Genomic DNA, 25,544 nt, shown 5'->3' with positions numbered 1-25,544 from the left:
ACGGGCTTATCCGGTCCAGAACCGTTGAGCAGCCGCCGCACCGGTCCGCAGTCGCAGCCGGAGCCGGAGCCGAAAACGATCGCGTGGTGGTGGCCAGCCTCGGGTGTGCCAAGGGCAATCGCTGCCGGAGAGCGGGATCGCGACGTTGCGCACGGCAAGATGTACCAGATTCGTCACGAAAGTCCCCCGCGTCGTGGACCGGGTCGTGCAGCGTCACCATGTATCCAAAATTCGCCCTGGCCTGCGCTTTCTCGGGATATTGATCAACTACGGGCAACGATGATGGCCTTCATCACCACAGGCAGATTTCTGTCCAAGGGCTTCAGCATTGCTACTGGAGCCCCTTTTTTTGTCTACAGGGCCCTCGGCGGTTGTCGAGGGCCCTGTGTCGTCTGAGGAGGAGTGTTGTGGTGATTCCGTCGGGACTTGAGGCCGTGGCCGATGTGGCGGCTGGCGGCTGGCTTATCTTCTGGCTGAGTCTTCCCGCGTTGGTCAGAGCTGTTGCAGTGATTATCGTGCCTACAGTGGCGCTGATGAGAGCGAGGTCCATGGATGTACCGAAGGTGTGTTCGCTTTACGCGGATGCCCGTTGTCGCGATCCTCGGCTTGATGCCCGTTGGGTTGATAGGAGCCTGGGTTTTCGGCTGAACGGGCGTTCTGGGCGGAACGGTCAGTTTGCAATGAGGTGGTTCGATGAGTAGGTCTCACCGTTACCGTTACCGTAACGGTGGCGTTGCCGATTATGTTGCGAACAGCTTTCTCGCTGAGGACTTGGAGCAGGCGCTGAACGAGCTGGATCTAAACGCGGCACAGCGGCACGTGATTAAACAGTTCTATATAGAAGGCCGAACCGCCGAAGAAATCGCAAATGACGCGGTCGCCAGGACCGCAGGGTATTCCGCGTACTGGATACCTATCCTTCTACGTCGGGATTGGATCGATCGGCGGAAGCTAAAGTCCGGTGCGGCGCTGGCAGCGTATCTCGGCGAAGAGGCGCCTCCGAATTCCCGACTTTGCGAAGTCTGCAGCATGGCGCTGAAACTGGCAGAAACGGGACGGTCCAAAAGGTACTGCGACTCGACCTGCCGGCAGCGCGCTCATCGCGCCAAGATCACATCCCGAAGATGATGAGTAGGACCGGGGCGCATTTCCGGTGAAGGCTGGTCTCAGCGAGCAGCCTTCGTGCAGAAGCCAAGGCGTCCCGGTGTCGAGCCGATCCCTGAAGCTGTATACATCGCATCAGTGCCGTGGCCTGGCGGCAGCACCGTCCGATTGAGTTCAACCGCGGGTTCGAGTGACCGTCGCAATACGTGAACGGATTTCATCCTGTCGGTTCGTACTGGTAGACCTCGGCTACAGTTCGCCACTTGAGGATTCTGCGCAGTTGGATGTTGATTCGACACGGAACCGCCAGAGGTTCTTTACACTGTGCAGGGACAGATCGGTGGTCTTCAGAGAGTACTGACGGAAACTCAAGCCCGGCGTGTGACGATGGATGCTTGTCGGTGGCGCGGTCAAAGGGGGCGGTGAATGTCGGGGACTGGTCGGCGAGCGCGTTGGGGCCAAGCGTGTGCGATGTGCTCGGTCTGGGTGGCAGACGAACGAGGCATGCTCGGGGGCGGTCCTGGTGCCTGGACTGTGCTGTGCGGGCGATGCGAGGACATTTCCCACCGGACAGGGCGCCAGCATCACGATGACGAGCCGCTGCCGGTGTTTCGGATCGATAAACCACCGGGTAACAGTGGGGCCCGAATATGGCTGCGCGCCTATGGGGTACGGAGGCCATGTGGGTCTTGCGCTGCTGACGCTCTGTTTGCTGTGGGTGTGTTCCCGGCTTTCCCTGCTGATACCTTCAATCATCTCGTACTCGTCACTACCGACAGCGCGTGGAGGCTGGTCAAGCAGCTCTTGGAACGGTCACAGGTGGCGCCTGATCTCGCAGCCGGCATCCGATCGGGACCGGGTCCAGACGGCGACGGCGATATCCTGGCCGGTAGCTGCACTCAATGCCGAGCTGCTTGCTCTGCGGGCAGCGACCCCGAGCTCCGCACTGTCATCGCCGAACACGGACTGAATGGGCTGATATCGATCGCTTCCGCGGAGTGCTCGGTGGTGAAGTGGCATCGAACACTCTACGACACGCAACGCGAGATCGTTCGCTGCTGAATACACGCATTTGTATGGGGGGCTGCTGCACGACGAGGTGACAGTGGTTATGCAGCCTGGTCGGCTGCTGCTGGGGTCATGGTGGTTGCGAGCGGGAGCCCTGCACGAACGAGCGGGGCGGTAGCGATCGAGGCGGACCCTGGCGACCAATGCGGCGTCGTTGGGTGTGATGAATGGTGCAGGGGTCTGCGTCCAACCTTTTAACAGGACTTGCTGTGGGCCGCAGACAGATAGCCAGCGACCCCAGGTAACGTCTTCAATGGAGCGGCGAGAGAGATGCGGCGAACACAGCCGACAACACTGAACTCGCTTTCGCCGAGCGGTCTCGACCGAGTAGGGGATTTGCGACTGTACGTGGGTCCCATCGAAGACACTTGTGAGGAAGCGGCAAACTAAATGAGAAACAGTTGTTCCACAGAAAAGTGCCCGGTCAGGAAGTGTGCTCCCCGCGCAGGCGGGGATGATCCTACAGCTTCCGCAGGGCATCGATGACATGGCGGACCACATCGTTGCCGCCGCGGTCGGAGCGGCGGATCACCCGGGCGGCGCGGATCGCCTCACACAGCACCTGCAGATCCGCGGGAGTGGGTTCGTCCAGGCGCCGGGAACCCCAGCCGGGCTGAGCAAGGATTTTGTTCCAGTAGGTGCGGTAGTGCTCGCGGGTCCGCCCTTCAGGCATTGCCGCTAGGACGGTCGGAATGTAGTCGCCGAAGGTCGGTGTCATCCGGGCACCTTCGGTGCCAGCACCGGTGGTGAGGTCGGCGACGGTGAGGCCGAAGCGTTGCATCATCATCTGCACCGCGGCGATATCGGCCTGAGTGCTGGTGGTCATTGCGGGGTTCCTTCGGCGAAGCGGCGCGCGAGGATGTCGTCGAGGACCGCGGCGGGATAGACGACAAGCAAGGCGTGGTCGGGTCGGCGGCCAACAGGACGCGATCGCGGATACGGACGCCCGCGGCGTGCCGTACGGCGGCCGGTAGGCAGATGTGGCCGTACTTGGTGACGCCACGACGGCCGTGTCCGGGGCGGGTGATCAGAACCAGTCCGCCGGCGACCCGCCACGACAGCAGGTCCCCGGGCCGCCAGCCCAGGGCGTCGACGATCGCTTTGTCGACCACACGGCCGTTGGTGTCGACGGCCCGGATGCTGTGCACAGCCATCGACCGCGTCGGCTGCTCGACCTCGGACAGCGGCAATGCCGGGCTGCCGGACAGGGGGAATCCGGGAGCGGCGGTGAATGAGGGGAGTGGCGGCCGCAGTGTGTCACTGGTCACAGTTTCCACCCCCGTTCGGGGTGAAACTGCAGGTCAGGAGAGTGAGAGAAAAATGGGTGTCCAGGCTGTGCCTGGACACCGTTTCTGGGGCATAAATGCCTCGTTTGTGTGTCCGGAGGGGGACTTGAACCCCCACGCCCTATAACGGGCACTAGCACCTCAAGCTAGCGCGTCTGCCATTCCGCCACCCGGACCGGTGTGCTCCGCAAGATTATCGGATCACGCGGCGTGAACCAAATCGCGGGTGGGGCGTGGGGGTGGGGGGTCAGGCGGTGGTGAGTTGGGCCTGCCACATCCAGTGGAGTTGTTCCAGGCGGGCTGCTATTTCGATGAAGAGGTCCTGGGTTACCGGGTCGGCTTTTTCGGTCGCGTCGATGCGTTCGCGGAGGCGGCCGATGACGGTGGCGAGGTTGTCGACGATCGCGTTGATGACGTCGGTGTCCTGTTGCCAGCCGTCGGGGAAACCGAGGCCGCCTGCTTCCTTGGCGACGGTGGCGGCGCGGCCGTCGGGGCTGACGCCGATGGCGGTGGCGCGTTCGGCGGCCGAATCGGTGAATTCGCGGGCGGCGGTGACCAGCTCGTCCAGCGCCAGGTGCACGGAGCGGAAGTTGGTGCCGACGACGTTCCAGTGGGCTTGTTTGGCGATCAGCGACAGGTCGATGAGGTCGACAACGGCGCCGCGGAGGGCTTCACCGGTGATCCGCTGCTGTTCCGGGTCGAGGGTGCTCTTGATGGGGACGGTCATTGTGGTAACGCCTTCCTTGTGTCGAAATCCGCCGGTCAAAGGCGGTCTACCCAGATGTGAAATATCGAATCGCGGCACGTTGTGATGTGCATCCCCAGCGGCCGGCAGAGTTATTCGCCCAGTTCGACGTGGTGTAGTGGGGTGGTGGCCGGCCCGTGGAGGACGGCGCCGTCGATATCGAAACGGGAGCCGTGGCAGGGGCAGTCCCAGCTGCGTTCGGCGTCGTTGAACGCCACGAGGCAGCCGAGGTGGGTGCAGGTGGCCGAGACGGCGTGCAGAGCGCCCTCGTCGTCGCGGTAGACGGCGGTGCGCTGCCCGCGGTGACGGATGACGGCGCCGCGGCCGGGGGCCAGGTCGTCAGGGGAGTCGGTGTGGGTGGGGGTGAGGCGGTCGACGACGAAGTGGCGGACGACTTTGGTGGCGGCGCTGAGCAGGCCTCGTGCTTCCACGGTGGGATGGAGGCGGCGGGGGTCGTAAATACGTCCCCAGTCCGGTGAGGTGCCGGTGAGCTGGGCGGCGAGGAGACGGCCTGCGAGGATGCCGTTGGTCATGCCCCAGCCGCCGAAGCCGGTCGCGACCCAGGTGTGCCGAGCGCCGGGGTGGAACGGGCCGATGTAGGGGAGCTGGTCGGGGGTGTTGTTGTCTTGGGCCGCCCAGTGGTAGGCGAAGGATTGGACCGGGAAGTGGGTTCTGGCCCAGGCGGCGAGGCGGGTGAAGCGTTCGGCGGTGGGGGCGGTGCCTGGTGCTTCGGATTCGCCGGTGATGATCAGCAGCCGCTGCCCGTCGCGGTAGGGGGCGCTGCGCACCGAACGGGTGTTGTTCTCGCTGGTGATGTACATGCCCTCGGGCGCGGCGTCGGCGTCGACGGCGGCAGCGACGACCAGCTCCCGGTGCGGTATCAAGCGGGCGAACAGCAGGGCGCGATCGAACACCGGGTAGTGGGTCGCGACGACTACATCGCGGGCGGTGACAGTGGCCCCCGATTCGGTGGTCAGCGTGCACGGTTCGCCTTCGGTGAGGCCGACCACGCGGGTGCGTTCGAAGATGCGGCTGCCGCGGTTGCCGAGGTCTTCGGCAAGAGCCAGCAGATAGCGGCGCGGGTGGAATTGGGCTTGCTGGTCGACCCGGATGGCGGCCGCGACCGGGAACGGCAACTCGGTGTCGATGGCCAGTGACGCGGGCAGGCCCGCGGCCCTTGCGGCGGCGACTTCGGCGTGGATCGTGTCGACGCTCTTCGGGTCGGTCACATAGGTGTAGGAGGGCGCGCGCTCGAATTGGCAGTCGGTGCCGAGTTCGGTGACCGTAGCAGCGAGATGTTCCACGGCGTCCTGTTGTGTTTGCGCGTAGAGGCGGGCGACCTCGGCGTCGAACGAGGAACGCAGCCGATCGTAGATAAGGGCGTGCTGGACGCTGACCTTCGCGGTGGTGTAGCCGGTGGTGCCCGCGATGATCCGATCGGCCTCCAACACGACCGGCGAGCGGCCTGCCCGCGCCAGTTCCCATGCAGTGCAGATGCCGGCGATACCACCGCCGACCACTGCGACATCTGCCTCGATATCGCCGGTAACCGGCGGATACGAGGTCGCTGGTGCAGAGTCCATCCAGTACGATTCGGCAGCTCCGGGCAAGGCGTCCATGGCGGGCGGGTACCCGCACGTTCACCACCCACACGATCCTGTCGTTGCTCCCTTGCCCCAAAGAACGTTCGATGCCCGGTTCCGATGAGTCCTCTGGCAGATGGGGGAGCCCCGCCAGCAACGGTCGAGCCGGTGCCAGGTCGGCGACCCCTGCTCTGCTCGTCCTGCAAGCCGGGTGCGAGTGCACCGCGGCCGGCTTGTGAGAATGACCGAATTCGCGAGGACACGGCGTCGGCTACCTCGATTCCCGGTCGCGCGGGGGCAGGATTGGGGGTGTGCGAGTTCTGCTGACCGGCGCGGCCGGGTTCATCGGTTCCCATGTGCACCGCGCACTGCGCGACAGCGGACACGACGTGGTCGCCGTCGACGTCATGCTGGATGCGGCGCACGGACCGGCGGCTGCCGCGCCCGAGGGGGTGCGCAGGATCGACGTGCGTGACTCCGCGGCGCTGGATGGGCTGCTCACAGACGTGGATGTGGTCTGCCACCAGGCCGCGGTGGTGGGGGCCGGGGTGAGCGCGCAGGATGCGCCCGCCTACGCCAGCCATAACGACTACGGGACCGCGGTGCTGCTGGCCGCCATGGACCGAGCAGGCTGCCGGCGGCTGGTGCTGGCTTCTTCGATGGTGGTGTACGGCGAGGGGCGTTATCGGGGACGGCGGTGCGGGATGGTTCAGGTGGGTGTGCGGCTGGCCGTCGATCTCGCCGCGGGAATGTACGAGTATCGCTGCGGCGAGGAGACCCTCGAGTGGGTGTCGGTGCCGGAGGAAACGCCGTCACGGCCGCGCAGTGTGTACGCGGCCAGCAAGGTCGCGCAGGAGAACTATGCGGCGGCGTGGGCGGCGGCGACCGGTGGCTGCGTCACCGCATTGCGGTACCACAATGTGTACGGCGACGGGATGCCCAGGGACACACCGTATTCCGGGGTGGCGGCGATCTTCCGTTCGGCAGTGGAGGCCGGGCGCGCACCGCAGGTGTTCGAGGACGGCGGGCAGATGCGCGATTTCGTGCATGTCAGCGATGTCGCCGAGGCCAATCGTGCCGCCGTCGAGCAGCCCCTGCCCGGGTTCGTGCCGCTGAACATCTGCTCAGGGCATCCGATCGCCATCGGTGAGGTGGCGGCGACATTGGCGCGGGCGCACGGTGGCCCCGAGCCGGTCGTCACCGGTCGCGTGCGGGCAGGCGACGTCCGCCATATTGTTGCCGACCCCGCGCAGGCCGCGCGTGTGCTCGGTTTCACCGCTCGCGTTCGTCCTGCCGACGGTCTCGCCCGGTTTGCGTCGGCACCGCTGCGTGAATCGGCCGCTGCCGCAGCGCCGAGCGCCTGAGGCAGGCAACGGGAACACTACTGTCGAAAGCATGCAGATCGATGAGCCGATAAGCCGGGCACAGCAGCTGTCGTTTCATGTGGACGCTCTCAACAGAGAACCGGCGGAAGGCGCCGACGAGGCGATGGCGATGTTGGTCGGCCTGCTGGATCTGCAGGCCCAGCTGCCGAGCATTCAGCGTATCCGGCGGTGGGGGCATGAGGTGCTGGCGGTGGGGCAGGGGGAGCGGGTGTTGGATATCGGGTCGGGAACCGGCTCGGAGGTGCGGGAATTCGCCGAGCGGGTCGGGCCTGACGGGGAGGCGGTCGGTGTCGATCCCAATCCGGCGATGCTGGCCGTGGCCCGCGAGCGCACGGCTGCTGCCGGCACGCAGGCCGGGTGCGTCGAGTTCGTCGAAGGTAGTGCCTACCGGTTGCCGTTCGCCGACGGGCACTTCGACGCCGTGCGGTGCGAACGGGTCTACCAGCATCTGGATGACCCCGACGCCGCCACCGCCGAGATCGCGCGGGTCTTACATCCCGGTGGGCGGGTGCTGCTCATCGACAGCGACTGGCACACCGCGATCCTGCACCCCGGCGACACGGACGTGGTGCGGCGTCTGTCGGACGTGATGTTGGCAGCCACGCCGAATCCGGCGTCCGGTCGGCGGCTCCGGGGCCTGCTTGCGGCCGCCGGGTTCGTCATCGACGATATGGGTTCGGAGGCGGTGATCTGGGAGCCCGAAACGCTGCGGCCGTTCTTCGCCGGAATGGGAGAGACCGCGCGCGACAGTGGCGCGATCACCCAGCAGGAGCACGAGAACCTGGTCGCCACCATGGACGCCGGGATAGCCGCAGGCGACTATCACCTGTCGGTCACCATGTTCGCGGTGCTCGCTCACCTGCCGCAGTGACGAGGCCTGCCACGGCCGCGGTCGGCGATTGAGTCGGCCGCTGCAGGGTAGATCGTGGCCATGAAACGTTCCAGATTGGCCGATATGCCGTCTGAGCTGCTGCGACGCGGGTTCCGGGAGGGGGCACGGCTGCGGCATGCCAGGGTCTTTCATCCGAAAGGGCTGTATCTGACCGGTCGGCTGCGCGCGTCCGGAGAGTACGAACCGCTGTTCGGATCGGGGGAACGGCCGGTTGTGGCGCGGCTGTCCAAGGGCATCGGCGCGCCGGACGGTGTGCCGGACGTGTTCGGGCTCGCGTTCCGGGTCCTCGACGCAGACAACCGCCCGTGGGATTTTGCGTTGGCCACCACCGGGACGGGGATGCTGAGCCGGTTCCTGATCACCGGCGCTCGTGGTTGGCGTAGCGCCCGTTACGGCACGCTGCTGCCCTACCGGTTCGCCGACGGACCGTCGGTGTGGTTGTTCGCCGAACCCGACGTCGACCAGCCCGCGGCGGCATCGCTGGCCGCTCTGACCAGACATCTGCGCGACCACCAGGTGGGGTTCGAACTGACCGCGGCCCGTATCGGCGAGCCGAAGCGGCCGATAGCCGAACTCGCGCTGCACGCGGCCGACTCCGACAAGTCGAACGAGCACCACACCGACTACTTCGACCCCATGATCAACCGCCCCGACTCCGTGGCGTTGGTTCCGGCGGCGATTGCCCACATCCGGGAACTCGCCTATTCCGGAAGCAGGCGCGGCCGCGGCGAAGAAGCCCCGTTGCTGCCGCACTGACGGCTCGCCCGGACGCCGATCCTCGGCGACGTCCGGGCGAGCCTGCTGCCTGTCCTGGCGTTCAGGACGGCGGGTCGGGCGGCTGATGGGATCGGCGTCCACTGAACATGTCGCGAGCCTTGTCGGCGACCGCTGCCGCCGGACCGACGGTCTTCTGCACTCCAGAACTCGACGGTGTGTCCGGGTGGGGCCGAGTGGGTGCGGTCTTCTTGGCCGCAGCCATTTTCTGCCCGAGTTCTTCCATGGCCTGCGGCGGTTGTGACTTGCGGAACTGCGGCCACACCTGGCTCTGCTCGAACTCGATGTGCTCGCGCAGCGTGGCGAGGAATTCGGTCAGGGCCTGTTCGAACTGCTCGTTGCCTGCCTCGGAGTCCTCGATCATCTGCAGCAACTGTTTGCCCGATTCTTCCTGATTGATCCCCTGATCGGCCAGGGCGTCGCCGTCGGGCAGTGATTGCCGGACCGCGGGCCAGAAGAACTGCTCCTCCACGGCTTCGTGCTGCGAGGCCGCCATCACCAGGCTTGTCGTCAAATGATTGCGGGCATCCAGTTCCGGCTGGCTGTTGCCGCGGCCCCGTTCGAGCGACTCGATCATGCCAAGCACACTCTCGTGCTCACTACGGAGAAAACTCAATGCATCCATGGGATCTTCTCCCCTCCGCGATCGTGACCGGTGTTCAGCCCGGCTGATGCTGCTCGTGCGTGAACGGTTTGCTTCCCGCGACGGCCGGGCTGCCTTGGGGGTTGCCGGTGGACCCGGTATTGTCGCGCATGCTGGTACCCAGCCAATCCTGGACCGGGTTCTCGACGTATTTCCATTCCATCCCGTCGGGCCACGGGCCCTGGCCTTCATTCCAGGGGCCGCGATGGGACTGGCCATCGGACATGTTGAAGGCGAGATTCTGGAAGCGGTCGTCACCGGGTAGCGCACCGGGCGGGAAGTTGACGGGCAGTTCGTTGAGTGCGGCGGTGAACTGCTGGAAGTGGGCGACCTCGCGGGTCATCAGGAACGACAGGGTGTCCTGGACGCCAGGGTCGTCGGTGAACTGCTTGAGGTATTCGTAGACGATCTTGGCCCGCGACTCGGCGGCGAGGTTGCTGCGCAGGTCCACCGAAGGTTCACCGTTGGAGTTGACATACGCCCCGCTCCACGGCACGCCCGCGGAGTTTCCGAGGTCCGGCCCGCCGCCGCGCAGTGCCAGGAACAGCGGATCGGTGGCTACCTGATGAATCGCCTGCTCTTTTCCGTCGGAGGTGGCGACCACCGGCATCCAGTCGCAGTGTTCGTTGGCCTGTTTCAGGTCGTCGTTGAGGCCGTCGAGGAGCATGGTGATCATATTGCCGACCATTTCGAGGTGGCTGAATTCCTCGGTGGCGATATCCATGAACAGGTCGTACATCTTGGGGTGTTTGCGGCGCAGGACGAACGCTTGGCTGAAGTACTGCATGGCGGCTTTGAGTTCCCCGTTGGCGCCGCCGAATTGTTCCTGCAGCAGGGTGGCGAACCGTGGGTCGGGTCGCTCGACACGGACATCGAACTGGAGGTCTTTGTTGTGGACGAACATCGCACTCCTCGCAGTAGTCACGGCACTCCGATGTCCGCCGCCTACCCTGTTTCCCCGGTCGGAAACAGGGCTCGGCCGAAACAGGACGGATGCCGGGCGCCTCAGGGTTCGATGCCGTGTTCGGCGCGCGCCGGGGCGCCGGCCGGGCCTTCGTGGTCGACGCGCTGGGTTTCGTGCAGCAGCAGAGCCAGCAGCGCACAGGCGGCGATGCCGGGGAGTACGAGCAGCGTCAGTGGCGGGGCGCCGAGCATGACCAGACCTGCGAGGCAGGCGAGCAGCAGCAGCAGATGATGGTGGGCGTGTCGCAAAGCCATCAGGTGCCTTTCATTTCCGGGAGCGCAGAGATTCGGTGACTGATCGCCGTGGCAGCGGTACCGACCGGGCGCGGGTGTAGGGGCGTACGCGGCGGGCTTCGGGACCGCGTGCGGTGGCGACGGTGGTGAAAACAACCGGCTGCCTTGCGCTCAGTGTTCGGTAACCGGTGGCCTCGATGCTGGAGAACTCGACGAACACCGGTGCGGTGCCGTCGTCGGGCTGGAGGAAACCGAAACCTTTTTCGCTGTTGAACCAGGCGACCATGCCGTGTTTCCAGCATTCGGGTTGGCAGGCCGGTGTCGCCCGGGTCTCAGTAGGCGAAGGGATAGTCGTCGTCATTGGGAAGCAGGGTGATGTGGGACTGTTCGATTCGGTCGGTGGTCTCGGCGGTATCGAACGCGGCGCGGACCTTTTCGGCGAGCGGGGTCACCGCTGTGGTGTCCAGCCCGATATCGCGGTCCTCGTCGTGTGCGAAGGTGTTCTGGTCGGCGAAGTCGGCGTGGTCGAAGGCAGGGATGGTCATGGCATACCTCCTGGCACTGGGATCGAGCCGCTGATGTGGTTCGCTCGGCGGACCCGGCTTGCGGGTCCGCCGAGCAGAGCCGGTCAGGCGTCGATGGCCTTGTGCCCGTTACCGCGGGCGACCGCGATCTTGCGGGGTTTGGCCTTCTCCGCCACAGGGATGGTCAAGCGCAGTACACCGTCGGTGTAGTCGGCGGTGATGTGGTCGGTGTCGAGGTTCTCGCCGAGGAACAGCTGGCGGCTGAAAACACCACGGGAGCGTTCCGCGGCGATCATCTCCCGGCCGGTGTCGAGTTCCGGGCGCGACGCCCGCACGGTCACCACATTGCGTTCGATGTCCAGATCCAGCGAATCCGGGTCGATACCGGGCAGATCGAACTCGACTACGAACTTCTCGCCCTCGCGCCAGGCGTCCATCGGCATCACCGCGGGACGGGCTGCTGTGCCGAACACCTGCTGCGTCAAACGGTCCAGATCACGGAACGGATCGGTGCGCATCAGCATGGTCGCCACCTCCAACTCCTCCATTCTCTCTAGGTTGTTGGCAGATAATCTGTTCTGCCTGACATAGGTTTCTTATAACATTCTCGGTAGTCGAATGCAAGTCTCTAAAATAGAAAATCTGATGGAGCGAAGAAGGAGGAGCTGTATGTCGGCCGATCAGCACACACCGCGGCTCCCGGATCCCGATCAGGCGGTCTACGGCATCTCGGTGGCCGCCGAACTGGTCGGAATCGGAGTGCAGACCTTGCGCCTGTACGAACGACACGGGCTGCTCACGCCGGCCCGCAGCGAGGGCGGCACCCGCCGCTACAGTGCCGCCGATCTGGCCCGGCTGCACCGCATCACCGAACTGGTGGCCCAAGGCGTCAACCTCGCGGGAGTCGGCCGCATCCTCGACCTCGAGGACACCAATGCCCAACTACACGCCGACAACACCCGGCTACGCAGCGATACCGGCGAATAACCCGTGGCACCGCAGCCGATAAGAGCATGATGGGCCTCGTGGCCAACCAGACGACACGCGTCGATATGAAACCGCGCAGCCGCGACGTCACCGACGGCTTGGAGAAGACCGCCGCACGCGGGATGCTCCGTGCTGTCGGCATGGGCGACGAGGACTGGGACAAACCCCAGATCGGGATCGCCTCTTCCTGGAACGAGATCACCCCGTGCAACCTGTCGTTGGACCGGCTGGCCGCAGCAGGCAAGGAGGGCGTGTTCGCTGCAGGCGGCTATCCCCTGAGATTCGGCACCATCTCGGTGTCCGACGGTATTTCCATGGGGCATGAGGGGATGCACTTCTCGCTGGTATCGCGGGAAGTCATCGCCGACAGCGTCGAAACGGTGATGCAGGCCGAGCGGCTCGACGGTTCAGTGCTGCTCGCCGGGTGCGATAAATCGTTGCCGGGGATGCTGATGGCGGCGGCGCGGCTGAATCTGGCAAGCGTGTTCGTCTACGCCGGTTCGATCTTGCCCGGTATCGCGAAACTGTCCGACGGCAGCGAGCGCGAGGTCACCATCATCGATGCGTTCGAAGCGGTCGGCGCATGCTCGCGGGGCCTGATGAGCCGCGAGGACGTCGACGCCATCGAACGGGCGATCTGTCCCGGTGAAGGCGCCTGCGGTGGCATGTACACCGCCAACACCATGGCCAGCGCCGCCGAAGCATTGGGGATGTCGTTGCCCGGCAGCGCGGCTCCGCCGGCCACCGACCGCCGCCGCGACGGATATGCCCGGCGCAGTGGCGAAGCGGTCGTCGACCTGATCCGCCGTGGCATCAAGGCCCGCGACATCCTCACCAAGGAAGCATTCGAGAACGCGATCGCGGTGGTCATGGCCTTCGGTGGCTCCACAAATGCTGTGCTGCACCTGCTCGCGATCGCGCACGAGGCGAATGTCGCGCTGACACTCGACGATTTCTCCCGCATCGGGCGCCGGGTGCCGCACCTGGCCGATGTGAAACCGTTCGGCAGGCATGTGATGACCGATGTGGACCGGGTCGGCGGTGTGCCGGTGATGATGAAGGCGCTGCTGGACGCCGGGCTCGTGCACGGTGGATGCCTGACCGTGACCGGGCGCACGGTCGCGCAGAACCTCGCGCAGATCGCGCCGCCGGACCCCGATGGTGCGGTGGTCCGCGCCATGGCGGCACCGATTCACCCGACCGGTGGGATCACGATCCTGCACGGCACGCTCGCACCGGGCGGGGCGGTGGTGAAATCGGCGGGATTCGACTTCGAGGTGTTCACCGGTACCGCGCGGGTGTTCGACCGGGAGCGGGCGGCGATGGACGCGCTGGAGGACGGCACCATCGGGGCCGGGGATGTGGTGGTGATCCGCTACGAGGGACCGAAGGGCGGCCCCGGGATGCGTGAAATGCTCGCCATCACCGGCGCCATCAAAGGCGCGGGCCTGGGCAAGGACGTACTGCTGCTCACCGACGGCCGGTTCTCCGGAGGCACTACCGGGCTGTGTGTCGGACATGTCGCCCCTGAAGCTGTCGATGGTGGGCCGATCGCGTTCGTCCACGACGGTGACCCGATCCGTCTCGATGTCGCCGCGGGCACCCTGGACCTGCTCGTCGATGCCGAGGAACTTGCGAGTCGCCGGGACGGTTGGGCACCGCTCCCGCCCCGCTACACCCGCGGTGTCCTCGCCAAGTACTCGAAACTGGTGGGCTCGGCATCCTCCGGCGCCGTCTGCGATTGACCGGGCAGCCGTAGCTCAGGCCAGGGGCGCACTCCAGTGCAGCAGGGTCCCGCCGTTGCGTCGTGGCGCGATATGGCAGTCACCGCCCGCTCGCGCTGCGCGGGCGGCGAGATTGGCCAGCCCGCTGCGGCGGGCGCATTCGGCAGGGATTCCGATACCGTCGTCGGCGACTTCGATGGTGACATCGTCGCCGACGCGCAACTCGACCGAGATCGAACTGGCGCGGGCATGGCGGACCGCATTGCTCACCGCTTCGCGCAGCACCGCCTCGATATCGTCGGACAGCGGCGGGACGAGGACCGTGACAGGACCACTCAACCGCACCGACGTGCGCAGACCGGAGTCAGCGGTCATATCGACAACGATCGCCTGTAGATGCTTGCGATAGTTGACCGAATCGACCGTGCCGTTGTGCAGATCGAAGATCGAATGGCGGATGTCCTGGACGATGCCCTGCAGATCTTCGACCGTTTCGGTGAGCCGTGCCTTCACCTCCGGGTCGCGTGCCCGCTGGATCGTGCCCTGCAAGCCGAGGCCGACGGCGAACAGCCGCTGGATGACGTGATCGTGCAGATCGCGGGCGATGCGGTCGCGGTCGGCGACCACGTCCAGATCCCGCATCCGGCGCTGGGTGTCGGCCAACTGCAGGGCCAGCGCCGCCTGATCGGCGATGGCGGCCATCATCGCCTGCGCCGCGGCGTCCATGGCCCCGGCGCCGGGGGGCCGCACCGTGGTGAGCACACCGACGACCGCTCCGGTGGCCCGCAGTGGAAGGATCAGCGCGGGACCGAGATCGGCCGTGAAATCGGGAAGCGACTCGACAGCGGGTTTGTCGACGACCACCGCCCGGCCCTCACGGAACGCCTCGCCCGCCTGCGCGTCGTCCAGTGGCAGCCGATACCCCTTCAGGTCGTCGCCGCCCGGGCCCGCGGCGGCGACCACGATCAGCTCGGCCACCTCGTCGGCGTGCAGATCCGGGTCCTCGGGGAGCGCGACGAAGGTGCAGGCCGAACCGGTGAGCGTCAGCGCCCGGTCGACGACCAGTTCCAGCACCTCATGCGGTGCACCGCCCGCGAGCAGTTCGGTCGCGACGGCAGTGGTCGCCTCCAGCCAGCGCTGCCGATTGCGTGACTGCTCGTAGAGCCGGGCGTTCTCGATGGCGATACCCGCGGCCGCGGCCAGCGCCTGCACCACGACCTCGTCGTCTTCGGTGAAGTCCTGGTCGTTCTTCTTTTCGGTCAGATACAGGTTGCCGAAGACCTCGTCACGGACCTTGACCGGAACACCGAGAAAACTGCGCATCGGCGGGTGATGCTCGGGGAAACCCACCGACGACGGGTGGGCGGAGATATTGGTCAGCCGGATCGGCTGCGGATCTTCGATCAGCAGGCCGAGCACCCCGTGCCCGCGCGGCAGATCACCGATCATGACCCGAGTGCGGTCATCGATACCTTCGTAGACGAACTCGGCGAGTTGATGGCTGGCAGGGTCGGTCTCCCGGACGCCCAGCGCGCCGTATCGGGCGTCGACCAGTTCGATGGCGGTGTGCACGATCGAGCGCAGCGTGTTGTCCAGGTCCAGCCCGGCGGTGATGACCAGCATGGCCTCGACCAGGCGGTCCATCCGGTCGCGCACGTCGACGATCTGCGCGATACGGTCCTGGATTTCGAGCAGCAGCTCATGCAGCCGCAGCTGCGACAGCGTCTCGGTGACCGGTGGCTGACCGTTGCCCGGCGCGGGCAACCTGGACTCCATACCGGCCATTCTTCCAGGCTGGGCGATGTCTTTTCGCGGCTATGGCCACCAGAGCACGGTCACCGGTCCGTTCCTGATGCCGAGTCGCGCGAACGGTCCCGGCCGATGGTCCATCACGGTTGAGGGCATTCGCCTCTGTGCGCTGCCCGGGGGTGATGGTGCGATGGGATCGAGGAAGCGAGCGAGGAAGTGGGTGTCACGACGTGGAAGAGTCCGAACTGTGCCAGGAGTACGACGGTTACGCCCGCCGCACTGTAGAACTGGCGCGGGACGAGGCGCTCGGCCTGCTGGCGAGCGTGCCGTTCGGACGTATCGTGTTCACCAGCAACGCGCTACCCGCGATCCGGCCCGTCAACCATCTGGTCGACAGCGAAGGTTTCGTGGTCGTGCGCACGCGGCTGCTGTCCGGGCTGGCCGCGCTGATGCGGCCCGGCAGATCGGTCGTCGTCGCCTATGAGGCCGACGAAATAGATCCCGTGCGGCGCATCGGCTGGTCGGTGGTGGTCACCGGGCTGGCGCGTACTGTCACGACCCCCGAACGGGTCGCCGAATACGGCCGTACCCTGCAGCCGTGGGTGGAACCGCGAACGGCAGCGGTGATCACGATCGAGCCCACGATCGTCAGCGGTCTCAGACTGGTCGCCTGAGCCACCCAGACCGTCCACAGCGCCGATCCGGATACCTGGTGAGGAACGGAGAGCAGGGATGGGCAAGAACGCGACGATGCGCGCCTGGCGGGTGAGCACGCCCAGGCCGGTCGCCAGCGGACCCCTGGAGCGGCTCGACGTGCCCATTCCCACCCCGGCCACAGGCGAACTGCTGGTCCGGGTCCTCGCATGCGGGGTGTGCCGGACGGATCTGCACGTGGCCGAAGGTGATCTGCCGGTCCACCGGCCGCATGTGGTGCCCGGTCACGAGGTCGTCGCCGAAGTCGTGCTCGCCGGGCCGGGCACGACAAGTGATCTCGCGCCCGGCGACCGGGTCGGCGTCCCGTGGCTGCGTCATACCTGCGGCACGTGTAAATACTGTCGCCGCGGCACGGAGAACCTGTGCCAGTCCTCTCGGTACACCGGCTGGGACGCCGACGGCGGATACGCCGAATACGCCCTGGCTCCCGCCGATTACGCGCTCGCGCTGCCCTCGGGGTACGGCGACGAAGAACTGGCGCCGCTGTTGTGCGCGGGGATCATCGGCTATCACGCGCTGATGCGGGCCCAGGTACCCGAGGACGGTGTGCTCGGCATCTACGGTTTCGGTGGCAGCGCGCATCTGACCGCGCAGGTGGCCCTCACTCGTGGCGCCCGTGTCCACGTGATGACCCGCGGACAGGCAGCCCGAACGCTCGCGCTCGAGCTCGGTGCGGCATCGGTACAGGGCCCCGCCGAGCCGCCGCCGGAACCGCTGGATTCGGCGATCCTGTTCGCCCCGGCAGGCGAGCTGGTGCCGCCCGCGTTGGCAGCGCTCGACGCGGGCGGGACGTTGGCGCTGGCCGGTATCCATCTCAGCGACGTGCCGCCGCTGAACTATCAGCGCCACCTGTTCCGGGAACGGCAGATACGCAGCGTCACCGCCAATACCCGAGCCCAGGCCAGGGAGTTCCTCGCCTTCGCCGCCCGGCATCCGATCCAGGTGACCACCCACAGATATCGGCTCGACCACGCCGACCAGGCTCTGGACGATCTGTCGAACGGCCGGTTCGACGGTGCGGCGGTGCTCGTGCCCTGAGCGATCGAACCCGGTGGTTACCGAAGGTAGCCACAGGTCGTTACCTTGTGCCCTGGCCCGGTGCGAGGCGGCTGGCGATGATGGTCGCACCACCATCGTGCAGACCTGGTTGGGAGGCCAGATATGAGCACAGCGAAGTCGGTAATGCATGAGGATGTGGTCTCCATCGGAGTACGCGACACTCTGGATGTCGCGGCACAGCAGATGCGGCAGCGGGATATCGGCTCCCTGCTGATCTGTGACGGCGAGGGCCATCCCGTCGGGATCGTCACCGACCGGGATATCGTCGTGAACTGTCTTGCGCTGGGCCGCAACCCGAGCACAGCGACAGCCGGTGAATTCGCCCAGGGAGATGAACTGCGCACCGTCGACGTCGGCACCGATATGGCTGAAGCGCTGGCGCTCATGCAGCGATACCAGGTGCGCCGGCTTCCGGTCACCGAGCAGGGAAAGGTGGTCGGGATCATCACCGAAGCCGATCTGGCGCGGGGGATGCCAGAACTGACCGTCGGGGAATTCGTCGGATCGGTCTGCGAGCACAAGTTACCAGCCCGGACCGGTGACAACCCGCAATAGCGCCTGATCACGGCCACCGAGGGCCGCGGTAGTACCGAAACCAGGGCCGTTGGACCCTGCCGAACCGCTGCGCCGGGGACAAGACTGAAACCGCCGACCGAGGACGGTCCCGCATGCGCCCGTCGCGTGCGGGCTCGGAACGTGATAGCGGGATGGCCAGCGGTGAGGAGGTGGGATGAGCGAGGGAAATCCGGACATCGACACGGTGCGCCGGGTGCTGGCTCGTGCCTGCCGCGCACCGTCGCTGCACAACAGCCAACCGTGGCGCTGGCGGTGGGACGGTTCTGTCGCGGCACTGTTCGTCGACGCGGGACGGCTCCTTCCCTCGACCGATGCCTTCAACTGTCAGGGCATCCTGGCCTGCGGCGCGGTGCTCGACCATGCCCAGACGGCCTGTGCCGCGGCCGGATGGGAGGTGCGTGTCATCGAATTCCCTGAGCCGGCCGACCGCGCGCATCTGGCGTCGCTGACGTTCACCGGATGGCATCGGGCACTGGAGGCCGACGAACTGCTGGCCGCCGCGATCGATGCCCGATACACCGATCGGATGCCGATGACCCCGCCCGAATCGTGGGCCGGCCTGGAGGTGGTGCTGCGCAGCCTGTGCCGTCGCCGGCATGTCGATCTGCGGGTGCTCGATGCCGGGCAGCTACGCGAACTGGACAATATCTCGCAGACCACGGCCGCTCTGCGCAGACACGACCCCAGGTACCAGAGGGAACTGACCTGGTGGGCGGGCAATACCGCACGTAAGGAGGTGGGCATCCCGGCCTCGGCGCTGCCGTCGTCGCGCACCTCCGCGCACGTGCCCGCAGGCCGGGTCTTTCCCGCTGGGTCCGCCGCGCCCGCAGGCGAACCCGATGCCGACGACCGCGCCACCCTCATCGCGCTGTCGACCCGGGACGATTCCGCGCCGTCACTACTGGCCTGTGGTACCGCGCTGTCGGCGGTCCTGCTGGAATGCACTGTCGAAGGCCTGTCCACCTGTGTGCTGACGCATATGACCGAGGTGCCGTCGGTTCGGGCGAGAGTCGCCGACCTGCTGAACATGACGCATCCGCAGGCACTGATCCGTATCGGCGAATCGACCGCGCCCCGGCCACCGCCGACGCCACGCCGCCCGATCGACGAGGTGCTGGAGGTAGTGCTCGAACGCTAGCCACCGGTTCCTCATCGCCTGCTCGGTAGTCACTCCTTGCCGCTGGACTGGCGCAGCTTCGAAGCGAGCACGGCAGCCTGGGTGCGTCGCTGCACGCCGAGTTTGCTCAGCAAACGCGATACGTAGTTCTTCACCGTCTTCTCCGCCAGGAACATCCGTGCCGCGATCTGGCGGTTGGTGAGCCCCTCGCCGAGCAGCGCGAGCAGGGTGCGTTCTTGCTCGGTCAACCCGGCCAGCGGGCCGCTCGCCGCTTCGGCATCGGACCGCAGTTTCGCCATCAGCGCGGCGGCAGCGCGATTGTCCAGTAGCGATTTGCCCGCCCCGACTTCGCGGATGGCGTCGATCAGCTCCAGGCTGGTGATGTCTTTGACGACGTAGCCGCTGGCCCCCGCCAGGATCGCGTCGAGCATCGCCTGCTCATCGGTGAACGAGGTCAGGATCAGACAACGCAACTCCTGATTCGTCGACAACAACTCGCGGCACAGCTCGATACCGTTGCCGTCGGGCAACCGCACATCCAGCACCGCCACATCCGGGCGCAGCGCCGGGATCCGGCTCAACGCCTGAGCGACGCCGCCCGCCTCGCCGACCACCTCCAGATCCGGTTCCACTGCGATGAGGTCACTGATACCGCGCCGGACGATCTCGTGATCGTCGACCAAGAACACCCTGATCACGGGCACACCTCTTCCTTGTCCGCGGCATGAATCCAGCGTAGGTATTCCCATTTTCGGGAGGGAGGGCGGCGTAATGCCGACTAAACTGCGGTTACCTGCCGGAAGAGCTCGGCGGAGCGAAGTCCAGCACTACGGCGAGCGGGATTCGAGATGAGGCGACGAAACCGGTAGGGGCCATGATATCGATACCGAGGGGCTTTCAGCGCCCCATCCGCCGGTGCGAGCGGCAGAATTCGCTGTCTGATGGCCGCCCCGTGGGGCGTGTGGTGAGAGGTGGATCATGGCCGATCCGGTGAAGCTGCCCAGAGTTACAGACGCCGAGCTGCTCAACAGCTATCTGACTCACGCAGAGGCGGTACTGGATAAGCTGATGGAAGGTCTGGGCGACGGAACGGCGCAGACGATCACCGTCGAAAGTCTCGACAACCTGGGTAAACGCCAGTACGAAACCAGTGAACTGGAGAACCGATACGAGGACAAGAAGGACGAGGTCGAGCAATACCAGGAGGACTGGGAGTCGCTGGACACCAATATCGCCGAAATCGCAGGGATGTCGGCGAGCGTCAGCAATACCGTGCGGACCGAAGTCGAAGAGCTCGTGAAAGCAATCAAGGAGATCGTCGGCGGCGTACCGAAAAAACCTGACCTGCTCACCCAAGTCACCGCGGTGGCCAATATCGACAAAGCTGTCACCGAGGCCGCAGGTGACGTCAGCGACGCGTACGAGGAACTGGACAGGCAGTCCCGTAATGTGGACTACGGCCAGCAGCCGACGACCAGCAACTCCACCCCACCCGCTTACAGCGGAGGCTACCCCACCGCCACCCCCACCTATAACCGCGGTTATCAACCCACGGCCAGCCCGGTCGTCAGTAACGCTGCCCCACAACCGATGGGCGCGGGCCAGAAGGTGACGGCGGACAAGATCTATCAGCGCCTCATCGAGAAGCATGGGCTGACACCGGCGCAAGCGGCGGGAATCGTCGGCAATCTGCAGACCGAATCGGGCTTCAACACAGGCGCCTACAATCCCGGCGAAGGCGCGATCGGACTGGCTCAATGGCGTGGTGGACGAAGGGAGGCGCTGGAAGCGTTTGCCGCGAGCCGTGGTCAGAGCGTCACAGACTGGGATGTCCAGGTCGACTTCCTGGTGTATGAGATGCGGGGCGGGGAAGGGGTGCGAGCCACCGAAACGACCGCGTGGGCGCACCTGCAATCCGCGCAGTCGCCCGGCCAGGCGGCAGCAGTGTTCGACCAGTACTACGAGCGAAGCTCCGGCCACGCACGAGCGCAGCGCATCGCGAACGCGAACAACTTCGCGGCGAACCACAGCAACATCGCTGTGTAGTGCTGGAACCAGCTCGGACTTTGTCCGAGCGTAAGACATCGAGGTCGTCACGTTCTCGTCATCAGGGGACCACACGCGAGGATGCGGCCCAGGATGTCCATCATCTGGGTGAATTCCTGTTCGGTGACTCCCGCGCTCGAAAGTTCCCCGGACGCGCCCCACGATCTGCGCCGCTGCGGAATGCGCTGACCGGCCGGCGTCGGTGAGGGTGTAGCGCCCACTCGGGTCGCGGGTGATCCAGCTTCGGTCGGTGAGCTCCCGCAGGACCTCACCGACGTTTTCGTGAACGGTGCTATACCGCGTCATTCGGAGTCGTCGAGTAGCTGCCGCGGCGCGGCCTGCCGCCACGAATCGACGACGATGGCTTCCAGTTCGTCACGGTCGTCGAGGGAGGCGAGGTGGACTCGGACCCACGGGTTGTTCGCTTCGTGGGCCGCGATCCAGAATTTGTGCGGTTCGGCGACGACGAGTTCATCGCGGTCGACGGTGGGGCAGCGGACCGCCATGGAGGTTTCGGACTCCGGGAGGGTGAGGAACAGCTTTCCCGCCACACGGAAAGTGGGCATGCCCCACGTGAATTGCTCGGCTGTCTCGGGCAGTGACAAAGCGAAGGCGCGGACGTCGTCTCCAGTGGCGTTCATGTGACCGAATCATTCCAGGGCCCTCCGACATCGCGGTAAATCTCCGCAGCAGCGGTTGAGGTGACGGCGTCGAACCGCTCGGGGAGGGGCGCGGGGTAGACGATAGGCGCGCACCACGCTCGCTTCCCAGCCCACACGGGCACGCCTTCGCGGTGGAGTACAGCGTCGACCGTTCTGCGGCCAGATATTTCGATACCGAGACGACAGGTGCGGTGGCCGACGGTATAAGCGCTGTGCACCAACATCTTCCGCGCCGATGAGCGAACGATGCCGGAGTTCGGTCTGATGATCAGCGGGCGGGTTCGCGAAGTCGGTGCACGATGCCGGGTGGGGCCTGTTCACCCGCATGTTGGAGGAGAAGCCCACCGATACGGCCGCGGGTTCAGGAAGGTCGACCGCTGGTTCCCCTCCACGCAAAGGTGTTCGGTGTGCGGGGCTGTGGGTGGGAAGAAACCCTTGCACGTCCGGGAATGGGCATGCACCTGTGGCGCCAGCCACGACCACGATGCGAACGCGGCCAAGAATATTCTCGCGGCTGGACGGGCCGAGAGGTTGAACGCCTGCGGAGAGACCGTAAGCCCTGCCGCGTAAGTGGGAGGCACGTCTCTGTGAAACAGGAACCCACCGAACAGACCCCACCACGGGTGAGGCTGCGTAGGAATCCCCACCGTTCACGGTGGGGAGGAAGTCAACGCGCCTGCGAGAATATGGCGACCAGGAAGTCGGACTTCTCGGTGAACGGACGCAGATCCCAGGTGGACAGCAGCAAATCCTCGGTGAGGCCCGCCGCCGCGGCGTCGGCCAGGAATTCGGGGAATTCGTAGCCGCGATCGGCGCCGAACCCGATGACCGCCCGGCCGCCGGGGGCGAGGTGACGGGCGAACCCGGCCAGCACCGTCCGCCGCGTGGACGGAGCAAGGAAGGTCATCACGTTGCCCGCGCACACGACGATATCGAAATCGGGCTCCACTCCCCGGCTGGACAGGTCCAATTCGGCGAGATCCCCGACCAGCCAGGTCGGGCCGGGATGGTCTTCCTGCGCCGCGGCGATCAGTACCGGATCGACATCGACGCCCACCACGGTATGGCCTGCCCGGTGTAGATATCCGCCCAGCCGACCCGGCCCGCATCCCGCGTCGAGAACCCGCCCGCCGCGGCCCAGCATCGCGTCGATCAGCCGCGCCTCCCCGACGATGTCCTGGCCCGCCGCCGCCATCGTCCGGAACCGTTCCACATACCAGGTGGAATGCGTCGGGTCGGCGGCCGTGATCTCTTCCCACTGGCTGGGGATACGTTCGCTCATCGTCGGCTCCTCCTCGATGGGGCACATTACGCGAGGGCGCTGCACTGCGTGAAACGCGCGAAGATCACAGGACGCAGGCAGGGGTCGATGACAGTAATGCCGTGCTTGCCCGCCTCGGACGAGTCCTGGTTCGTGATCTGAGTGCCGTTGCCGGTCGACGCGGGCAGCACGGTGAAGGAGCGCACCGGGCCGCGGGTGCGCAGGTCGGCTCGGGATCGGTTATACGTCAGGGGAGAGTCGGGAGGGGTATATCACAATACGGTAACTATTGGTTCTGTTCGAGCGAAAGAACGACTGGTGACGCGGTGCTACGGAGGGCCTTTCTGTGCCGTTCAGCGTCACCGGTCTGGATTTCCATCGCCCGCAGTGGCGGGCGGTGGCAGAAAAGTGTTCGCTCGAACGAAAGGCCATTGCCACTATGTCTGCCCGACGCCCCTGGTCGGCGATTCCCCGGCGCGACCGTCGCGGCCACGGGCTGATCCTCGCCGTCGTGATCGCCGTCCTGATCCAAGGTTTTTCCCTGGTCAGCGGTGGCACGGCCGCGCGAGCCGCGTTCGATCCGGCTGGGTTCGACTTCTGGGTCGACTCCAGTATGGGGCCGATCAAAACGCGTGTTTTCCGCGCCGCCGACGGGAACACCTCGCGGGTGGTGTACGCGCTGGACGGTATGCGGGCGCGTGAAGACCTCAGTGGCTGGGAAATCGATACCGATATCGCCCGGGAATTCACCAAGTGGAATATCAACGTCGTGATGCCGGTCGGCGGGCAATCCAGTTTCTACACCGACTGGAATGCGCCGAGCACCTTCTTCGGTATTCCGCCGCAAACCGGGTCGTCGTCGGGGTCGGGTGGTCTGCAGGTCCTGTCGGCGGGGCCGGGTAAGTCCTACACCTATCGGTGGGAGACCTTCCTGACCAGGGAATTGCCGACGGCGCTGCGTGACCGACTCGGATTCGCCGCGCACCGCAACGGGGTGTTCGGTCTGTCCATGGGCGGCAGCGCCGCGCTCACCCTGGCCGCGCACTACCCGGGTCAGTTCAGCTTCGCCGGCTCGTTCTCCGGCTACCTGAACATCTCCGCGCCAGGGATGCGGGAGGCGATCCGCCTCGCCATGATCGACGCGGGCGGCTACAACGTTGACTCGATGGCCGCGCCGTGGGATCCGAAGTGGCTGCACATCGACCCGTTCGTCGCAGCCCCGAAGCTGATCGCGAACAACACCCGGCTGTGGATATCGGCGGCCAGCGGTCTGCCCACTGCCACCGACGGTCCGACCATCGGCACCCTCAACGGGATGGCGCTCGAGGCGCTGGCATTGGTGAACACCCGCGCCTTCCAGATCCGGATGGCGACCCTGGGCGGCGGCAATGCCCACTACGACTATCCGTCCCACGGTATCCACGCCTGGAACAACTGGGCCGATCAGGCGCTGCGGATACTGCCCGACCTCTCCGCCAATATCGGCTGAGCGGCCATTGCCTGCGGGCCGTCCGTAACGGACCACCTGCGGAATATGGGGGAGTATGAGCAGTATGAAAAGCACACTGCTCGACGTGAGGACCGGTCACCGCGAGGTGGTGCACGACATCACCCCGCAGTGCGCGTCGTTCGTTCGGGAAGCGGGCGGCGACGGGTTGCTGCACATCTTCGTGCCGCACGCCACCGCGGGTGTCGCAGTGCTGGAGCTCGGTGCGGGCAGCGACGACGATCTGCTGGCCGCACTGCGGGATCTGCTGCCCGCCGACGACCGGTGGCGGCATGCGCATGGTTCCCGTGGTCACGGGCGCTCCCACGTCATGCCCGCCATGATCGCCCCGTATGCGACGGTTCCCGTGCTCGGCGGTGCGCTGGCGCTCGGCACGTGGCAGTCGATCGCGCTGGTGGACATCAACGTCGACAACCCGGACCGGCAGGTGCGGTTGTCGTTCCTCACCGACGCGGGCTGACCAGCCTCCGCCTGCACGCCGTCGACGGCAGCGGTGTGTCCCGGCGCCAGGGGCGGACGTGGCCACCGCAGCTCGTCAGCACAGACGACGCCGCAGCCGCACACCAGGCGGCCAGGGGGCTCGTTTATGCGTTCGTTGCGCTGGTGTGTCCGAAATCGCTGCCCCGCCATGGTGTTACGGCCGATAATGGGGTAGCCGGTCACCGAAAGGTATACACACTGGCGAAGGAGTACGGCGATGCAGACCTCCACCGCAGTGCGGAACATTTCCCAGCGCAATTCGCGATACCTGCCGAGTACCGAGACCCCGCAATCAGCGCATCTGCTGATCGGGCTCTGGGTGATCGTCATGGCGTTGCTGAGCATGCTGATCGTCCTGGTCTGACCGACCCCACCGGGGGCTCCCGGTGGGGTCAGCAAATCGCCGGTCATCAGGTCGGTGGCTCGGATGCCCACTGTCCCTGGTGGCGCGGCCCCTGATC

At 66.0% G+C, this 25,544-nt stretch carries 27 protein-coding genes, 1 tRNA gene and 1 pseudogene; 14 read left to right on the top strand and 15 right to left on the bottom strand.

Annotated elements, in window-relative coordinates:
- Positions 1 to 2,632 precede the first annotated feature (2,632 nt).
- The 4 genes from B0T44_RS07930 to B0T44_RS07910 form a co-directional block, all read right to left on the bottom strand.
- Positions 2,633 to 2,998, bottom strand: a complete 366-nt coding sequence (locus B0T44_RS07930; RefSeq protein ID WP_077117673.1) for a hypothetical protein — start codon at positions 2,996 to 2,998, stop codon at positions 2,633 to 2,635.
- Positions 2,999 to 3,549: 551 nt separating this feature from the next.
- Positions 3,550 to 3,634: transfer RNA gene (locus B0T44_RS07920), tRNA-Leu, on the bottom strand.
- A gap of 71 nt (positions 3,635 to 3,705) precedes the next feature.
- The gene (locus tag B0T44_RS07915) at positions 3,706 to 4,185 is read right to left on the bottom strand and encodes a Dps family protein (RefSeq protein WP_077117671.1); all 480 of its coding nucleotides are present in this window, start codon (positions 4,183 to 4,185) and stop codon (positions 3,706 to 3,708) included.
- Between the two features lie 110 nt (positions 4,186 to 4,295).
- Positions 4,296 to 5,786, bottom strand: a complete 1,491-nt coding sequence (locus B0T44_RS07910; RefSeq protein WP_254854204.1) for an FAD-dependent oxidoreductase — start codon at positions 5,784 to 5,786, stop codon at positions 4,296 to 4,298.
- A gap of 302 nt (positions 5,787 to 6,088) precedes the next feature.
- On the opposite strand from B0T44_RS07910, the gene B0T44_RS07905 reads away from it, so the two are divergent.
- Genes B0T44_RS07905 through B0T44_RS07895 form a run of 3 tightly spaced genes read left to right on the top strand, consistent with a single transcriptional unit; the run spans position 6,089 to position 8,819 of the window.
- Positions 6,089 to 7,150 (top strand): NAD-dependent epimerase/dehydratase family protein, encoded by a 1,062-nt coding sequence (locus B0T44_RS07905; RefSeq protein WP_077117667.1) that lies wholly within the window; start codon positions 6,089 to 6,091, stop codon positions 7,148 to 7,150.
- Between the two features lie 31 nt (positions 7,151 to 7,181).
- A complete protein-coding gene (locus tag B0T44_RS07900; RefSeq protein ID WP_081511773.1) occupies positions 7,182 to 8,042 on the top strand; it encodes a methyltransferase domain-containing protein in 861 nt (286 codons plus the stop codon).
- 60 nt (positions 8,043 to 8,102) lie between these two features.
- Positions 8,103 to 8,819, top strand: a complete 717-nt coding sequence (locus B0T44_RS07895) for a catalase family protein (RefSeq protein WP_077117665.1) — start codon at positions 8,103 to 8,105, stop codon at positions 8,817 to 8,819.
- A gap of 61 nt (positions 8,820 to 8,880) precedes the next feature.
- Here B0T44_RS07895 and B0T44_RS07890 read toward each other — a convergent pair whose 3' ends face one another.
- From B0T44_RS07890 to B0T44_RS07865, 6 genes and pseudogenes are all read right to left on the bottom strand, one after another.
- Positions 8,881 to 9,462 carry a hemerythrin domain-containing protein gene (locus tag B0T44_RS07890; protein WP_077117663.1) on the bottom strand — a complete coding sequence of 194 codons (582 nt, stop codon included), beginning with the start codon at positions 9,460 to 9,462 and terminating at the stop codon, positions 8,881 to 8,883.
- A gap of 34 nt (positions 9,463 to 9,496) precedes the next feature.
- Complete coding sequence (locus B0T44_RS07885) at positions 9,497 to 10,384, bottom strand: manganese catalase family protein (RefSeq protein ID WP_077117661.1); 888 nt, start codon at positions 10,382 to 10,384, stop codon at positions 9,497 to 9,499.
- Positions 10,385 to 10,485: 101 nt separating this feature from the next.
- Positions 10,486 to 10,698 (bottom strand): hypothetical protein, encoded by a 213-nt coding sequence (locus B0T44_RS07880; RefSeq protein WP_077117659.1) that lies wholly within the window; start codon positions 10,696 to 10,698, stop codon positions 10,486 to 10,488.
- A gap of 85 nt (positions 10,699 to 10,783) precedes the next feature.
- Positions 10,784 to 10,963: pseudogene (locus B0T44_RS27925) on the bottom strand (cold-shock protein); the annotation flags it as partial.
- Between the two features lie 46 nt (positions 10,964 to 11,009).
- Positions 11,010 to 11,222, bottom strand: coding sequence for an Rv3202a family protein (locus B0T44_RS07870; RefSeq protein ID WP_077117655.1), 213 nt, complete (start codon positions 11,220 to 11,222; stop codon positions 11,010 to 11,012).
- An 83-nt stretch (positions 11,223 to 11,305) separates the two neighbouring features.
- Entirely contained in the window at positions 11,306 to 11,725 is a 420-nt protein-coding gene (locus tag B0T44_RS07865) for an Hsp20/alpha crystallin family protein (protein ID WP_077117769.1), read from the bottom strand.
- A 145-nt stretch (positions 11,726 to 11,870) separates the two neighbouring features.
- On the opposite strand from B0T44_RS07865, the gene B0T44_RS07860 reads away from it, so the two are divergent.
- Positions 11,871 to 12,188, top strand: coding sequence for a MerR family transcriptional regulator (locus B0T44_RS07860; protein WP_077117653.1), 318 nt, complete (start codon positions 11,871 to 11,873; stop codon positions 12,186 to 12,188).
- A gap of 65 nt (positions 12,189 to 12,253) precedes the next feature.
- The gene (gene ilvD / locus B0T44_RS07855; RefSeq protein WP_254854206.1) at positions 12,254 to 13,933 is read left to right on the top strand and encodes a dihydroxy-acid dehydratase; all 1,680 of its coding nucleotides are present in this window, start codon (positions 12,254 to 12,256) and stop codon (positions 13,931 to 13,933) included.
- Between the two features lie 15 nt (positions 13,934 to 13,948).
- Here the strand turns inward: ilvD and B0T44_RS07850 are convergent, their stop codons facing one another.
- A complete protein-coding gene (locus B0T44_RS07850; RefSeq protein ID WP_139347865.1) occupies positions 13,949 to 15,697 on the bottom strand; it encodes a sensor histidine kinase in 1,749 nt (582 codons plus the stop codon).
- Positions 15,698 to 15,891: 194 nt separating this feature from the next.
- Between B0T44_RS07850 and B0T44_RS07845 the strand changes: the two genes are divergently transcribed.
- The 4 genes from B0T44_RS07845 (at position 15,892) to B0T44_RS07830 (ending at position 19,148) form a co-directional block, all read left to right on the top strand.
- On the top strand, positions 15,892 to 16,335 hold the full coding sequence (locus B0T44_RS07845) for a pyridoxamine 5'-phosphate oxidase family protein (RefSeq protein ID WP_245839589.1): 444 nt from the start codon (positions 15,892 to 15,894) through the stop codon (positions 16,333 to 16,335).
- 76 nt (positions 16,336 to 16,411) lie between these two features.
- A complete protein-coding gene (locus B0T44_RS07840) occupies positions 16,412 to 17,413 on the top strand; it encodes a zinc-binding alcohol dehydrogenase family protein (RefSeq protein WP_217697513.1) in 1,002 nt (333 codons plus the stop codon).
- Between the two features lie 123 nt (positions 17,414 to 17,536).
- Entirely contained in the window at positions 17,537 to 17,989 is a 453-nt protein-coding gene (locus B0T44_RS07835) for a CBS domain-containing protein (RefSeq protein ID WP_077117649.1), read from the top strand.
- A 175-nt stretch (positions 17,990 to 18,164) separates the two neighbouring features.
- Positions 18,165 to 19,148 (top strand): Acg family FMN-binding oxidoreductase, encoded by a 984-nt coding sequence (locus B0T44_RS07830; protein WP_077117647.1) that lies wholly within the window; start codon positions 18,165 to 18,167, stop codon positions 19,146 to 19,148.
- 29 nt (positions 19,149 to 19,177) lie between these two features.
- Here B0T44_RS07830 and B0T44_RS07825 read toward each other — a convergent pair whose 3' ends face one another.
- Positions 19,178 to 19,825, bottom strand: a complete 648-nt coding sequence (locus tag B0T44_RS07825) for a response regulator (protein ID WP_077117761.1) — start codon at positions 19,823 to 19,825, stop codon at positions 19,178 to 19,180.
- A gap of 280 nt (positions 19,826 to 20,105) precedes the next feature.
- On the opposite strand from B0T44_RS07825, the gene B0T44_RS07820 reads away from it, so the two are divergent.
- Positions 20,106 to 21,173 (top strand): phage tail tip lysozyme, encoded by a 1,068-nt coding sequence (locus B0T44_RS07820; RefSeq protein WP_077117645.1) that lies wholly within the window; start codon positions 20,106 to 20,108, stop codon positions 21,171 to 21,173.
- A gap of 302 nt (positions 21,174 to 21,475) precedes the next feature.
- On the opposite strand, the gene B0T44_RS07815 is transcribed toward B0T44_RS07820, so the two are convergent.
- A complete protein-coding gene (locus B0T44_RS07815; RefSeq protein WP_077117643.1) occupies positions 21,476 to 21,814 on the bottom strand; it encodes an MmcQ/YjbR family DNA-binding protein in 339 nt (112 codons plus the stop codon).
- A 267-nt stretch (positions 21,815 to 22,081) separates the two neighbouring features.
- Here B0T44_RS07815 and B0T44_RS07810 point away from each other — a divergent pair, with 267 nt between their 5' ends.
- Positions 22,082 to 22,405: a zinc ribbon domain-containing protein gene (locus B0T44_RS07810; protein WP_367946995.1), complete on the top strand. Its 324-nt coding sequence runs from the start codon at positions 22,082 to 22,084 to the stop codon at positions 22,403 to 22,405.
- Between the two features lie 97 nt (positions 22,406 to 22,502).
- Here the strand turns inward: B0T44_RS07810 and B0T44_RS07805 are convergent, their stop codons facing one another.
- Both B0T44_RS07805 and B0T44_RS27050 read right to left on the bottom strand, forming a co-directional pair.
- Positions 22,503 to 23,117 (bottom strand): class I SAM-dependent methyltransferase, encoded by a 615-nt coding sequence (locus B0T44_RS07805; protein ID WP_077117641.1) that lies wholly within the window; start codon positions 23,115 to 23,117, stop codon positions 22,503 to 22,505.
- Between the two features lie 26 nt (positions 23,118 to 23,143).
- Positions 23,144 to 23,302, bottom strand: a complete 159-nt coding sequence (locus tag B0T44_RS27050; RefSeq protein WP_175648049.1) for a hypothetical protein — start codon at positions 23,300 to 23,302, stop codon at positions 23,144 to 23,146.
- A gap of 233 nt (positions 23,303 to 23,535) precedes the next feature.
- Between B0T44_RS27050 and B0T44_RS07800 the strand changes: the two genes are divergently transcribed.
- The 3 genes from B0T44_RS07800 to B0T44_RS27045 all read left to right on the top strand — a co-directional run bounded on the left by B0T44_RS07800 (position 23,536) and on the right by B0T44_RS27045 (position 25,447).
- Entirely contained in the window at positions 23,536 to 24,585 is a 1,050-nt protein-coding gene (locus tag B0T44_RS07800) for an alpha/beta hydrolase (RefSeq protein WP_081511790.1), read from the top strand.
- A gap of 64 nt (positions 24,586 to 24,649) precedes the next feature.
- Positions 24,650 to 25,063 (top strand): secondary thiamine-phosphate synthase enzyme YjbQ, encoded by a 414-nt coding sequence (locus tag B0T44_RS07795; protein ID WP_077117639.1) that lies wholly within the window; start codon positions 24,650 to 24,652, stop codon positions 25,061 to 25,063.
- A gap of 237 nt (positions 25,064 to 25,300) precedes the next feature.
- On the top strand, positions 25,301 to 25,447 hold the full coding sequence (locus B0T44_RS27045) for a hypothetical protein (RefSeq protein ID WP_175648048.1): 147 nt from the start codon (positions 25,301 to 25,303) through the stop codon (positions 25,445 to 25,447).
- The last annotated feature ends 97 nt before the right edge of the window (positions 25,448 to 25,544 follow it).

The organism is Nocardia donostiensis (assembly GCF_002081715.1).
GTDB classification, from domain to species: Bacteria; Actinomycetota; Actinomycetes; order Mycobacteriales; family Mycobacteriaceae; genus Nocardia; species Nocardia donostiensis.
The sequence above is the reverse complement of the archived record's forward strand: the minus strand, read 5'-3'. Positions and strand labels throughout refer to the sequence as shown.